General features: G+C 65.4%; 12 protein-coding genes. 8 read left to right on the top strand and 4 right to left on the bottom strand.

Features of this window, described 5'->3' with window-relative positions; all coding sequences use genetic code 11:
• The first annotated feature begins 28 nt into the window (after positions 1 to 28).
• From AC4ELH_RS17175 to AC4ELH_RS17140, 8 genes are all read left to right on the top strand, one after another.
• Entirely contained in the window at positions 29 to 652 is a 624-nt protein-coding gene (locus tag AC4ELH_RS17175) for a TetR/AcrR family transcriptional regulator (protein ID WP_055110023.1), read from the top strand.
• Positions 653 to 922: 270 nt separating this feature from the next.
• Positions 923 to 1,297 (top strand): 30S ribosomal protein S12, encoded by a 375-nt coding sequence (rpsL, locus tag AC4ELH_RS17170; RefSeq protein ID WP_003881867.1) that lies wholly within the window; start codon positions 923 to 925, stop codon positions 1,295 to 1,297.
• On the top strand, positions 1,297 to 1,767 hold the full coding sequence (gene rpsG / locus AC4ELH_RS17165; protein ID WP_003881868.1) for a 30S ribosomal protein S7: 471 nt from the start codon (positions 1,297 to 1,299) through the stop codon (positions 1,765 to 1,767). The genes rpsL and rpsG overlap by 1 nt, the downstream gene beginning before the upstream one ends.
• A gap of 87 nt (positions 1,768 to 1,854) precedes the next feature.
• On the top strand, positions 1,855 to 3,957 hold the full coding sequence (fusA, locus tag AC4ELH_RS17160; protein ID WP_463805133.1) for an elongation factor G: 2,103 nt from the start codon (positions 1,855 to 1,857) through the stop codon (positions 3,955 to 3,957).
• Positions 3,958 to 4,044: 87 nt separating this feature from the next.
• Entirely contained in the window at positions 4,045 to 5,235 is a 1,191-nt protein-coding gene (gene tuf / locus AC4ELH_RS17155; RefSeq protein WP_003881870.1) for an elongation factor Tu, read from the top strand.
• Between the two features lie 151 nt (positions 5,236 to 5,386).
• On the top strand, positions 5,387 to 6,232 hold the full coding sequence (locus AC4ELH_RS17150) for a cutinase family protein (RefSeq protein WP_064886311.1): 846 nt from the start codon (positions 5,387 to 5,389) through the stop codon (positions 6,230 to 6,232).
• 56 nt (positions 6,233 to 6,288) lie between these two features.
• Positions 6,289 to 7,161 (top strand): SHOCT domain-containing protein, encoded by an 873-nt coding sequence (locus tag AC4ELH_RS17145; RefSeq protein WP_498885566.1) that lies wholly within the window; start codon positions 6,289 to 6,291, stop codon positions 7,159 to 7,161.
• Between the two features lie 136 nt (positions 7,162 to 7,297).
• On the top strand, positions 7,298 to 8,152 hold the full coding sequence (locus tag AC4ELH_RS17140) for an SDR family mycofactocin-dependent oxidoreductase (protein WP_448448215.1): 855 nt from the start codon (positions 7,298 to 7,300) through the stop codon (positions 8,150 to 8,152).
• A gap of 85 nt (positions 8,153 to 8,237) precedes the next feature.
• Here AC4ELH_RS17140 and AC4ELH_RS17135 read toward each other — a convergent pair whose 3' ends face one another.
• The 4 genes from AC4ELH_RS17135 to ddaH are packed head-to-tail and all read right to left on the bottom strand — an operon-like array spanning position 8,238 to position 12,672.
• On the bottom strand, positions 8,238 to 9,119 hold the full coding sequence (locus AC4ELH_RS17135; RefSeq protein ID WP_498885563.1) for a universal stress protein: 882 nt from the start codon (positions 9,117 to 9,119) through the stop codon (positions 8,238 to 8,240).
• Positions 9,116 to 10,624 carry an amino acid permease gene (locus AC4ELH_RS17130; RefSeq protein ID WP_498885561.1) on the bottom strand — a complete coding sequence of 503 codons (1,509 nt, stop codon included), beginning with the start codon at positions 10,622 to 10,624 and terminating at the stop codon, positions 9,116 to 9,118. The genes AC4ELH_RS17135 and AC4ELH_RS17130 overlap by 4 nt, the downstream gene beginning before the upstream one ends.
• A gap of 27 nt (positions 10,625 to 10,651) precedes the next feature.
• Positions 10,652 to 11,902, bottom strand: coding sequence for an ornithine--oxo-acid transaminase (rocD, locus tag AC4ELH_RS17125; RefSeq protein ID WP_064886306.1), 1,251 nt, complete (start codon positions 11,900 to 11,902; stop codon positions 10,652 to 10,654).
• A complete protein-coding gene (gene ddaH, locus AC4ELH_RS17120) occupies positions 11,899 to 12,672 on the bottom strand; it encodes a dimethylargininase (RefSeq protein WP_498886193.1) in 774 nt (257 codons plus the stop codon). The genes rocD and ddaH overlap by 4 nt, the downstream gene beginning before the upstream one ends.
• Positions 12,673 to 12,860: the final 188 nt, after the last annotated feature.

The following is a 12,860-nucleotide window of genomic DNA, read 5'->3' as shown; positions in this document are numbered from 1 at the left end:
ATCACATCGACTCGAAGGCAGTACCTACATGTCAGCTCGGCCGGAGCCACAGGCGGCTGGCACTCGACGCTCTCCGTCACGGCCGGCGCGGACCACGAAGCTCAGCCGTGACGCGATTGTCAATGCGGCGTTGACGTTCTTGGACCGCGAGGGTTGGGACGCGCTGACCATCAATGCCCTGGCCAATCAGCTCGGCACGAAGGGCCCGTCGCTCTACAACCACGTGGACAGCCTGGACGACCTGCGACGCACGGTCCGGATGCGGGTGATCGACGACATCATCGAGATGCTCAACACCGTCGGCTCCGGCCGCACCCGTGACGATGCCGTGTCGGTGATGGCCAGCGCCTACCGCAGCTACGCCCACCACCATCCGGGTCGCTACTCGGCTTTCACTCGGATGCCGTTCGGCGGTGACGATCCGGAGTACTCGGCTGCCACCAGGAACGCGGCCGGACCGGTCATCCAGGTGCTGACGTCTTATGGGCTGGAAGGCGAGGATGCCTTCTACGCCGCGCTGCAGTTCTGGTCGGCTCTGCACGGCTTCGTACTCCTGGAAATGACCGGGGTTATGGACGATATCGACACCGATGCGGTATTCACCGATATGCTGCGACGACTGGCCGCCGGTATGGGGCAGCGAGAGTCGTAGCGTCTGACCTGGGGATAGGTCGTCGTGAGCGGGTTTGGTTCGGCGAGGCCAGCCCTGGTATCGTGGTAGATCGTGCCTGGCCGGAAGACGCCTGCGGCTGAGTGTTTCGCAAGCGTGCCCGCACGCCGGGCCAATCTGCATGTCTAACACGCATCGGAATTCCACCGGTGTAAGCACGTGCGACACGCCCGGACGCGGGGTACGCGGCCGGGGGATAACTGCAGTACAGAGACTTAGAACAGTAGAGAGCAACACAGAGAAAGCCGGTACATGCCAACCATCAACCAGCTGGTCCGCAAGGGTCGCCGCGACAAGGTCGCGAAGGTCAAGACCGCGGCCCTCAAGGGCAGCCCGCAGCGCCGTGGTGTGTGCACCCGCGTGTACACCACCACCCCGAAGAAGCCGAACTCGGCGCTTCGCAAGGTCGCGCGCGTCAAGCTGACCAGTGGGGTTGAGGTCACCGCCTACATCCCCGGTGAAGGCCACAACCTGCAGGAGCACTCGATGGTGCTGGTGCGCGGCGGTCGTGTGAAGGACCTTCCGGGTGTCCGTTACAAGATCATCCGCGGGTCGCTGGACACCCAGGGCGTCAAGAACCGCAAGCAGGCCCGTAGCCGCTACGGCGCCAAGAAGGAGAAGAGCTGATGCCGCGCAAGGGTCCCGCGCCGAAGCGTCCGTTGGTCAACGATCCGGTCTACGGGTCGCAGCTGGTCACTCAGCTGGTCAACAAGGTTCTGCTGGACGGCAAGAAGTCACTGGCGGAGCGCATCGTCTACGGTGCGCTGGAGCAGGCTCGCGACAAGACCGGCACCGATCCGGTCGTCACCCTCAAGCGCGCGCTCGACAACGTCAAGCCCGCCCTCGAGGTGCGTAGCCGCCGCGTCGGTGGTGCCACCTACCAGGTTCCGGTCGAGGTTCGCCCCGATCGCTCCACCACCCTGGCTCTGCGCTGGCTGGTCAGCTTCTCCAAGGCCCGGCGTGAAAAGACCATGATCGAGCGCCTCGCCAACGAGATCCTGGATGCGAGCAACGGTCTGGGTGCAGCTGTGAAGCGCCGTGAGGACACTCACAAGATGGCCGAAGCGAACCGGGCTTTCGCGCACTACCGCTGGTGATACCCGCGCCCGGCATCCAGCGTCGGGTGCCGGTACGCGCGCAATCGAACACCTAATCAAGCAAGCGAAAGAGTTGGGAAGACTTCCGTGGCACAGGACGTGCTGACTGACCTGAACAAGGTCCGCAACATCGGCATCATGGCGCACATCGACGCCGGCAAGACGACGACGACCGAGCGCATCCTTTATTACACCGGCGTCAATTACAAGATCGGTGAGACGCACGACGGTGCCTCCACCACCGACTGGATGGAGCAGGAGCAGGAGCGTGGTATCACCATCACCTCCGCAGCCGTCACCTGCTTCTGGAACAACAACCAGATCAACATCATCGATACCCCCGGGCACGTCGACTTCACCGTTGAGGTGGAGCGCAGCCTGCGTGTGCTCGACGGTGCCGTTGCCGTCTTCGACGGCAAGGAGGGTGTTGAGCCCCAGTCCGAGCAGGTGTGGCGTCAGGCCGACAAGTACGACGTGCCCCGGATCTGCTTCGTCAACAAGATGGACAAGCTCGGCGCGGACTTCTACTTCACCGTGCAGACCATCAAGGACCGCCTCGGCGCCAAGCCGCTGGTGATCCAGCTGCCGATCGGTGCCGAGAACGACTTCGAGGGCATCATCGACCTGGTCGAGATGAACGCCAAGGTGTGGCGCGGCGAGACCAAGCTCGGTGAGAGCTACGAGACCGTCGAGATCCCCGCGGATCTGGCCGACAAGGCCGCCGAGTACCGCAGCGAGCTGATGGACACGGTCGCCGAGACCGACGAGGCGCTTCTGGAGAAGTACCTGGGCGGCGAAGAGCTCACGATCGACGAGATCAAGGGCGCCATCCGCAAGCTGACCGTGGCCAGCGAGCTGTACCCGGTGCTGTGTGGCAGCGCGTTCAAGAACAAGGGTGTGCAGCCGATGCTGGACGCCGTCATCGACTACCTCCCGTCGCCGCTGGATGTCGAGTCCGTCAAGGGCCACGTCCCCGGCAAGGAGGACGAAGAGGTTCTGCGCAAGCCGTCCACCGACGAGCCGTTCGCCGCGCTGGCGTTCAAGATCGCCGTGCACCCCTTCTTCGGCAAGCTCACCTACGTCCGCGTGTACTCGGGCAAGGTCGAGTCCGGTGCGCAGGTCATCAACGCCACCAAGGGCAAGAAGGAGCGGCTGGGCAAGCTGTTCCAGATGCACGCCAACAAGGAGAACCCGGTCGAGTCGGCCTCCGCTGGTCACATCTACGCCGTGATCGGCCTGAAGGACACCACCACCGGTGACACCCTGTGCGATCCGAACCAGCAGGTCGTGCTGGAGTCGATGACCTTCCCCGATCCGGTGATCGAGGTGGCCATCGAGCCCAAGACCAAGAGTGACCAGGAGAAGCTGGGCACCGCGATCCAGAAGCTCGCCGAAGAGGATCCGACCTTCAAGGTGCACCTGGACCAGGAGACCGGCCAGACCGTCATCGGCGGTATGGGCGAGCTGCACCTGGACATCCTGGTGGACCGCATGCGTCGCGAGTTCAAGGTTGAGGCCAACGTCGGTAAGCCCCAGGTGGCCTACCGCGAGACCATCCGCCGCAAGGTGGAGAAGGTCGAATTCACCCACAAGAAGCAGACGGGTGGCTCCGGCCAGTTCGCGAAGGTGCTCATCGACCTCGAGCCGTTTGTCGGCGAGGACGGTGCCACCTACGAGTTCGAGAACAAGGTCACCGGTGGCCGCATCCCGCGCGAGTACATCCCTTCGGTGGATGCCGGTGCGCAGGACGCCATGCAGTACGGCGTGTTGGCCGGCTACCCGCTGGTGAACATCAAGGTGACGCTGCTTGACGGCGCCTACCACGAGGTCGACTCCTCGGAAATGGCGTTCAAGGTGGCGGGTTCGCAGGTGCTGAAGAAGGCTGCTCAGGCGGCCCAGCCGGTCATCCTGGAACCCATCATGGCTGTCGAGGTCATTACACCCGAGGACTACATGGGTGACGTGATCGGCGACCTGAACTCCCGCCGTGGTCAGATCCAGGCCATGGAGGAGCGCAGCGGTGCGCGTGTCGTCAAGGCGCAGGTGCCGCTGTCGGAGATGTTCGGCTACGTCGGCGACCTTCGGTCGAAGACCCAGGGCCGGGCTAACTACTCCATGGTGTTCGACTCGTACGCCGAGGTTCCGGCGAACGTGTCGAAGGAGATCATCGCGAAGGCGACGGGTCAGTAAGCTCGTCGCGGCAACTGTCGCGGCTCACAACTGAACACATCATCATTGCTTTAACCAAAGCACCAACAAGTCCAGGAGGACACCACAGTGGCGAAGGCGAAGTTCGAGCGGACGAAGCCGCACGTCAACATCGGGACCATCGGTCACGTTGACCACGGCAAGACGACGCTGACTGCAGCAATCACCAAGGTTCTGCACGACAAGTACCCCGATTTGAACGAGTCGCGCGCATTCGACCAGATCGACAATGCGCCTGAAGAGCGTCAGCGCGGCATCACGATCAACATCTCCCACGTGGAGTACCAGACCGAGAAGCGGCACTACGCCCACGTGGACGCCCCCGGTCACGCCGACTACATCAAGAACATGATCACCGGTGCCGCCCAGATGGACGGCGCGATCCTGGTGGTCGCCGCGACCGACGGCCCGATGCCGCAGACCCGCGAGCACGTTCTGCTGGGCCGTCAGGTGGGTGTGCCCTACATCCTCGTGGCGCTGAACAAGTCGGACATGGTCGACGACGAGGAGCTCCTGGAGCTCGTCGAGATGGAGGTCCGCGAACTGCTGGCCGCCCAGGAGTTCGACGAGGATGCCCCGGTTATCCGCGTCTCCGCGCTGAAGGCGCTCGAGGGCGACCCGAAGTGGGTCAAGTCGGTTGAGGACCTCATGGAGGCCGTCGACGAGTCGATCCCGGATCCGGTTCGCGAGACCGACAAGCCGTTCCTGATGCCCGTCGAGGACGTCTTCACCATCACCGGTCGTGGCACCGTGGTGACCGGTCGCGTCGAGCGTGGCGTGATCAACGTCAACGAAGAGGTCGAGATCGTCGGCATCCGCCCGACCACGACCAAGACCACCGTCACCGGTGTGGAGATGTTCCGCAAGCTGCTCGACCAGGGCCAGGCGGGCGACAACGTCGGTCTGCTGGTTCGTGGCATCAAGCGCGAGGACGTCGAGCGTGGCCAGGTTGTGGTCAAGCCCGGCACCACCACCCCGCACACCGAGTTCGAGGGCAGCGTCTACATCCTGTCCAAGGACGAGGGTGGCCGCCACACGCCGTTCTTCAACAACTACCGTCCGCAGTTCTACTTCCGTACCACGGACGTGACCGGCGTGGTGACCCTTCCTGAGGGCACCGAGATGGTGATGCCCGGTGACAACACCGACATCTCCGTCAAGCTGATCCAGCCCGTCGCCATGGACGAGGGCCTGCGCTTCGCGATCCGCGAGGGTGGCCGTACCGTCGGCGCCGGCCGCGTTACCAAGATCATCAAGTGATGATCTGACCTAGCACTGCGAAAGCGGCGCTCACCTTCGGGTGAGTGCCGCTTTTGTATTTCCGGTGTGTTCTTGCTGCGTCCGGTGTAACGGCTGTGATAGGTGAGACGATCTTCATTGCATAGGTGAGCTACACGGGTTGGGGACGGACATGGTGCGACGGAAATGGGCATTGGCCTCGGTGGCTTCGGCTGTCGTGCTGGCCGGCACGGCGGTCGGATTTGCGGCGGGCGTGGCGCAGGCAGCGCCGGGATGCCCGGACGTGCACTGGATCGGCGTCGCCGGTTCGGGTGAGCGTGACGATCCCACGGTCGACGCCGGCATGGGCCGGGTGGTCTACAACTCGCTTCGTGATCTGTCCCAGTGGGTGCAGCAGGACGGTCGGACGATTACGGCCGAGGCGGTGGCCTACCCGGCGGCGCCGGTGCCGGCGGACGGCGATCTGCTGGGCTGGGGCGGTTTCATGAGCAGTGTCGACGCCGGGGTGGCGGCGCTGGGGAACCAATACGCGGCGTTCACCCAGCGGTGCCCCTCCAGTGAGGTCGTACTCGCCGGGTATTCGCAGGGCGCGATGGTGGTCCACCGTAACCTGGCCGGCTTGGCGGGCAGCCCGAATCTGGCTGCGGCTCTGTTGGTCGCCGACGGAGACCGCCTGCCGGCCGATCCCACCGTGAACCTGGGCACGGCCACCGCAGTGAGCACCAGGAAGGGTGTCGCGCAGGACTGGCCGATCCTGGCCCATGCGCCAGGCCCGATGTCGCCCTCGGTCGGCAGTCGCACGATCAGCGTGTGCGATCGCGGTGACGCGGTCTGTGACTACGATTCGGACGACGAAGAAGTGACGGCCACCGCTATCGCCGTGCACACCAGCTATGCCCGTTCGAGCGGCGGCGGCTACCGCTGGACCTGGCCGCTGTACCGGATGCTGGGCCCGTCGCCGATGCAGCAGCAGACCGTGCCGGTGGGCGGCTCGACGGATGGAGTCGTTCACTCCTGATCTCGGCGGCTGTTGGCGCTAATCTGATGGCGCCCAACCGACGGCAGGAGCCTGCGATGTCCACTTTCTGGCGGTACGTACGCATTCAGGCCTTCGTGCTGTTGTGTGGCATCGTCGGCCCCATCTTCCTGGTCATCTACTTCGTCGCGGGCGGCGATCCGATGATGAAGTGGATGTTCTGGGCCGGCCTGTTGATCACCGCGATCGACATCCTGATCGCGCTGGGGATCACGGCCGCCGGTGCGAAATCGGCGGCGCAGAACGAGAAACTCGAACAGGTCGGCGTGCTGGCCCTGGCCCAGGTCACCGGCATCCACGAGACCGGCACCCGCATCAACGAGCAGCCTTTGGTGAAGCTGGACCTGCAGATCTCGGGACCCGGCATCGCACCGTTCGCCACTCAGGATCGCGTGCTCGCCTCGGTGTCGCGGCTTCCGATGATCACCAACCGCAAACTGGTCGCCATGGTGGACCCGACCACCAACGAGTACCGGATCGATTGGGAGAGAAGCAGTCTGGTCAGCGGTCTGATGCCCGCGACGTTCACGATCGCGGAGGAGAACAAGACCTACGACCTCACCGGTCAGTCCGGCCCGCTGATGGAGATCCTGCAGATCCTCAAGTCTCACGGCATCGCCATCAACAACATGGTCGATCTGCGGGCCAACCCGGCGGCCCGCGAACAGGTTCAGGCCGTCGTGCGGCGCGCGGCGACATGCTCTTCGCGCGAGCGCTCATCGGCCGCGCAACAGGCGCCGGCACCGGCGCCGGCGCCCTCGGCTGCCGCGCCCGCGGCGGCCCCGTTCATGGCTCCGCCGGCCCCGTCGACCGCTCAACGCCTTCAGGAACTGGAGACCCTACGTGCCACGGGTGCCGTCAGCGAAGAGGAGTACGCGGCCAAACGACAGCAGATCATCGCCGATCTCTGATCAGGCGGTGGATGAAGCCGCGCAGGCCCCGAGTGACCAGCCCCGATCGGCGGTCCTCCCACTGATCGGTATCGGCCAGGAACACGTTCTACTTCTGCTGTTAGCCTGTGGCCAGGCTCACTGAAAGGACCCTGGGATGGCGGCAGGTAACGGAACACTGGAAGGTCGCGTGGCATTCGTCACCGGCGCCGCACGCGGACAGGGGCGTGCGCACGCGGTGCGGTTGGCCAACGAGGGTGCCGACATCATCGCGATCGATGTCTGCCGGCCCGTCGACGGCACGATCACCTATCCGGCCGCGACATCGGAGGATCTGGCTGAGACCGTTGCCGCCGTGGAGGCTGCGGGCCGCAAGGTGCTCGCACGCGAGGTCGACATCCGCGACCTGGCGGCACAGCAGCAGGTGGTGGCCGACGGCGTCGAGCAGTTCGGCCGGCTCGACATCGTGGTGGCCAACGCCGGTGTGCTCAGCTGGGGTCGGTTGTGGGAGCTGAGCCCCGAGCAGTTCGACACCGTCATCGACGTCAACCTCAACGGCACCTGGCGGACCATCCGGGCCGCGGTGCCCGCCATGATCGAGGCAGGCAACGGCGGATCGATCATCATCGTCAGCTCCTCGGCCGGTGTGAAAGCCACCCCGGGCAACGGTCACTACGCTGCCTCCAAACATGGGCTGGTGGCGCTGACCAACACGCTGGCTCTCGAGGTGGGCGAGTACGGCATCCGGGTCAACTCGATCCATCCCTACTCGATCGACACTCCGATGATCGAGCCGGAGGCCATGGCCGAGATCTTCTCCAAGTTCCCCAGCTTCCTGCACAGCTTCGCCCCGATGCCGTATCACAAGGTGACCGACGGCAAGAACGAGGGACTCGCGGCCTTCATGGCGCCTGAAGAGGTCGCCGACGTGGTGGCGTTCCTGGCCAGTGACAACTCGGCAACGCTGTCGGGCAGCCAGATCGCCGTCGACCGCGGCGTGCTCAAGTACTGACCACTCGCGAGCCTTTCCCGGCGAGCAGACGCCCCGGTACCCGGAAACGGGCCAACCGGGGTGCTTCTGAGTCTGCTCGCCGGGGCTAGCCCGGTAAGACCAGAACCGGAACCGGGCTGTGCCGCAGAATCTTTGATCCGTGGGAGCCCAGGAAAACCCGGGTTACCGCGCCGCCGGGTGAGGTTCCGATCGCCAGGATCTCGCCCTCGATCCAGTCGATGGCATCGATCGCCTCGCTCCAGTCGTTGCCGGTGACGACCCTCAGATCGACGTCCTCGCCGATCACCTTCTCGTCTCTCAGCCAGATCATCGCCTGCCGGGCCTGTTTCACCCACTCTTGCAGGATCGCGTCCTCGGCATGTAGCCCGACGGTCGGTGGGTACATGTTGCGTCCCCGCACTGCGAATGTCGCCAGCCGCATCGGCGTAGCCAGTCGCCGGCTCAGGTCGGCGACCTGCTGAACCACCGCCACCGCTTCGAGCGAGCCGGGGTAGGCGCACGTGATACGTGCCAGCGCAGCAGATTTCGGCCGGCGGTACCCGCGCGGGCTGATCGCCAACGGAACCGGGCAGCAGTGCAGCAGCCGGTCGGCGGTCGAACCGACCACCACCTGGCCCAGTTGGCCATCGGACGCCGAACCGAGAACGAGCACCTCGGCGCCGAGCGAATCGACGGCTTCCAGCAGTCCGCCGGAAACCGACCGGTGCGCGAACTTGTGGAAGCTGACGTCGAGACGATCGTCGAGTGCGGACACGTGTTGCCGCGCCTGATCGGCCGATGAGGCTGCCAACTGCGCTGCGTACTCGGCATATTCGGCGTCGACGCGCGCCGGTGACGGGTTCAGCCACGGACGCGGTACGACGGTGGCCACGGCCAGTGAGGTGTTCAGGGTGCGAGCCGCGCCGACTGCGAGGTGCAGCGCCGACGCTCCGCCCTTGCCGGCCAGATACCCGACGACGACGGTCATCGGCTGTCCTCGGCTCCGGGAGTGGTCATGACGTCGTCCTCGCCGGCCGCCGCACCCGGGATGTAGCCGTCACCGCCGTCGTTCAGTGCGCTGTGATGGCGGCTCCACAGCAGGTAGAACGCCAGGACGAAGGCGACCCAGAGGCTGAACCAGAGCCAGGTGATGTGTGGCAGGCCGTAGAGCACGAACAAACAGGCCAGCACCGAAAGGACCGGTGTCACCGGGTAAGCGGGAACCTTGAAGGCCCGCGGAAGATCCGGTTCACGCACCCGCAGGATGATCACCCCGACCGACACCACGATGAATGCCACCAGGGTGCCGATCGACACCAGGTCCCACAGGTAGTCCAGCGGCACCAACCCGGCCAGGGTGCCGGTCACCATGGCCACCACGATGGTGTTGTTCACCGGAGTCATGGTGCGCGGGTTCACCTTTGCGAACATCGGCGGCAGCAGGCCGTCGCGTCCCATCGCGAACAGGATGCGGGTCTGGCCGTACATCACCACCAGGGTCACCGAGAAGATCGAGATCACCGCTCCCATGGCCAGCACGGTGCTGGCCCAGGTCTGGCCGTGCAGGATGTTGGTGAGCATCACCGACAGCCCGGCCTCGGACTGCTCGTCGGACCCGAACTCGTCGGCGGACTGCGTGCCCAGACCGGCGAACGCCACCAGGATGTAGATGCTGGTGACGACGATCAGTGCTCCGAGGATCGCCCGCGGCATGGTCTTCTGCGGGTTCTTCACCTCGTCGCCTGCAGTGGACACCGCGTCCAGGCCGATGAACGTGAAGAAGATGGTGCTGGCCGCGGCGGTGATGCCGGTGAATCCTTTCTCCCAGAACCCGGCGAAGTGATCGGTGGTGAACGCGGTGAACGCGATGGCGACGAACATGCCGAGCACACACAGTTTGAGGAGCACCATGACGGTGTTGACCGCGGCGGACTCGCTGGCGCCGCGGATCAGCAGGAGCGCACACATGACGATCAGGACTGTCGCCGGCAGGTTGATCAATCCGGGGTTGTCGCCCCATGGGGCCGCGGACAGGGCGTGCGGCAACCGCCAACCGAAGAGGTTGTCCAGCAGTTGATTGAGATAGCCGCTCCAACCGACCGCGGTGGCTGACATCGAGACGCCGTATTCGAGAAGCAGGCAGGCCGCGACGCCCATCGCGATGAACTCGCCCATGGTGGTGTAGGCATAGGAGTACGTGGAGCCCGAAACTGGTACGGCCGCTGCCATTTCCGCGTAGCAGATGGCCGACAGCCCCGCCGCGACGCCGGCGACCAGGAACGACACCAGCACTGCCGGGCCGGCTTTGGGGACGGCCTGCTGCAGCACGATGAAGATGCCGGTGCCGACGGTGGCGCCGACGCCGAACAGCGTCAGCTGGAATGTGCCGATACTTCGTTTGAGGTGGTCGGACGCGCCGTGGGCGACAGGTGCTCCCATGACCGGCCTGCGCCGCAACATCTGGCTGGTCAGGTTGTTGGCTGGGGCGGACATGGTGCCTCCTTGCGGCCGGTCAACCGATTATCGGCGCGCCTCGGCCAGGGTGTCAGCGAATCGGTCAACGGCCCAGTCGAGCTCGTCGGCGGTCACCACCAGGGGTGGGGCGAACCGCAGCGTCGATCCGTGGGTGTCCTTCACCAGCACACCGCGCTCGGCCAGCGCCAGGCCGAATTGCTTGCCGGTGCCCAGATCTGGGTCGATGTCGACTCCTGCCCACAGGCCCAGGCCACGCACGGCCGTCACGCCGTGCCCGATCAACCCGGTGAGCCGGTTGTGCAGATGCTCCCCGAGTTGGGTTGAACGGAGCTGGAATTCGCCACGGCGCAGTATTCCCACCACCGTGGAGCCGATAGCGGTGGCCAGGGGATTTCCGCCGAAGGTCGAGCCGTGTTCGCCGGGGTGCAGCACACCGAGGACATCGCGGTCGGCCACCACCGCGGACAACGGCACCACGCCACCGCCCAGGGCCTTGCCGAGCAGGTACACGTCGGGCACCACACCCCAGTGCTCACAGGCGAAGGTTCGGCCGGTGCGGGCCAGACCGGACTGGATCTCGTCGGCGATCATCAGCACGTTGTTGCGGGTACAGATGTCGCGGACACGTGGCAGGTAGTCGGCGGGCGGGACGATGATGCCCGCCTCTCCTTGGATCGGTTCGATCAGGACGGCGGCCGTGTTCTCGTCGATCGCTTCGGCCAGCGCCCGATGGTCGCCGAATGGCACCGAGCGGAATCCGGGCGTGTAGGGCCCGAAGCCGCGGCGGGCAGTGTCGTCGTCGGAGAAGCTGATGATGGTGGTGGTGCGACCGTGGAAGTTGTTGTGCGCTACGACAATATTCGAGCTGTCGGCCTTCACGCCCTTGACGTCGGTGCCCCACTTGCGGGCCACCTTGATGCCGCTCTCCACGGCCTCGGCGCCGCTGTTCATCGGCAGCACCATGTCTTTCGCGCACAGCCCCGCCAGTGCCTCGGCGAACGGCCCGAGCCGGTCGGAGTGAAAGGCGCGGCTCACCAGCGTCAGCCGGTCCAGTTGGGCGTGGGCGGTGGCGATGATCTCCGGGTTGCGATGACCGAAGTTGACGGCCGAGTAGGCGGCCAGGCAATCGAGGTAGCGGCGGCCTGTCACATCGGTGATCCAGGCCCCTTCGGCGCTTTCGGCGACCACGGGCAGTGGTGAGTAGTTGTGGGCGACATGGCAATCGTCGAGCGTGATCGCGGCTGCGGTCGCAGGGTCCGGGGTGGCCTGGCTGTCCACTCTGTCCAGCATGGTCATCGATACCGCTCCAGGGTGCAGCACTTGACGGATCCGCCGCCTTTGAGGAGTTCGGACAGGTCGACGCTGATCGGCTCGAAGCCGGCCCTGCGCAGCTGGTCGGCGAATCCCGTGGCGGCGGCGGGCATCACGACGTGCCGACCGTCGGACACCACATTGAGGCCGAGGACGAAGGCGTCGGCGGAGCCCACTTCGATCGCGTCATCGAACAGTTCGGTCAGACGCTTTCGGGCCGCGGCAGTGAAGGCCGGGGGGTGGTAGGCGATGGTCGAGTCGTCGAGTACGGCCAGCGCGGTATCGAGGTGATAGAACCGCGGGTCGACCAGTTCCAGACTGACCACGTCAAGGCCGGTAGCGGCCGCGACCTGGTCGTGGGCACGTCGGTCGGTGCGAAAACCATATCCGGCCAACAAGGTTGATCCGACGAGCAGCAGGTCGCCCTGGCCCTCGTTGACGTGATCGGTGAACACGGTCCGGTAGCCGGCGGCGGTCATCCACTCGGCGTAGGCGTCGGCCTCACCGGCGCGCTGAGGGTAGGCGAAGCGGGCGACCACGGCGGTGTCGCCGACGACGAAGCCGCCGTTGGCGGCGTAGACCATGTCGGGCAGACCGGCGCGCGGGGCGACCAGGTCGACGGTGTGGCCCAGGTCGGCGTACACCCGGCGCAGCGTTTCCCACTGTGACAGTGCGAGCGCGGAGTCAACGGGGGTTGCGGGGTCCATCCACGGGTTGATGGCGTATTCGACGGTGAAGTACTGCGGGGCGGTCATGGCGTAGTGGCGGTTGGTCGCGGTCCGCGCGGGTGGCACTGCGGTCCCGGCGGGGGCTGTGGACCCGGATGCGGGCGCAGTTTCAGGCATGACTTCATCGAAAATCGTCATGATTCGACGATATGGAGCCGTTGTGACGCAATCAATCGCTCCTTGTTGCGTCTTGAGCAGGGATATATTGCATGAAC

The sequence above is a fragment of the Mycobacterium shunyiense genome, from assembly GCF_058270075.1.
The sequence above is the reverse complement of the archived record's forward strand: the minus strand, read 5'-3'. Positions and strand labels throughout refer to the sequence as shown.

Coding starts and splice junctions, on each gene's coding strand:
- AC4ELH_RS17130 (WP_498885561.1), bottom strand. CDS start 10,624: ATGTCCGCCCCAGCCAACAACCTGACCAGCCAGATGTTGCGGCGCAGG.
- AC4ELH_RS17175 (WP_055110023.1), top strand. CDS start 29: ATGTCAGCTCGGCCGGAGCCACAGGCGGCTGGCACTCGACGCTCTCCG.
- AC4ELH_RS17135 (WP_498885563.1), bottom strand. CDS start 9,119: ATGACCGTCGTCGTCGGGTATCTGGCCGGCAAGGGCGGAGCGTCGGCG.
- ddaH (WP_498886193.1), bottom strand. CDS start 12,672: ATGACCGCCCCGCAGTACTTCACCGTCGAATACGCCATCAACCCGTGG.
- rpsG (WP_003881868.1), top strand. CDS start 1,297: ATGCCGCGCAAGGGTCCCGCGCCGAAGCGTCCGTTGGTCAACGATCCG.
- AC4ELH_RS17150 (WP_064886311.1), top strand. CDS start 5,387: ATGGTGCGACGGAAATGGGCATTGGCCTCGGTGGCTTCGGCTGTCGTG.
- AC4ELH_RS17145 (WP_498885566.1), top strand. CDS start 6,289: ATGTCCACTTTCTGGCGGTACGTACGCATTCAGGCCTTCGTGCTGTTG.
- AC4ELH_RS17140 (WP_448448215.1), top strand. CDS start 7,298: ATGGCGGCAGGTAACGGAACACTGGAAGGTCGCGTGGCATTCGTCACC.
- rocD (WP_064886306.1), bottom strand. CDS start 11,902: ATGACCATGCTGGACAGAGTGGACAGCCAGGCCACCCCGGACCCTGCG.
- rpsL (WP_003881867.1), top strand. CDS start 923: ATGCCAACCATCAACCAGCTGGTCCGCAAGGGTCGCCGCGACAAGGTC.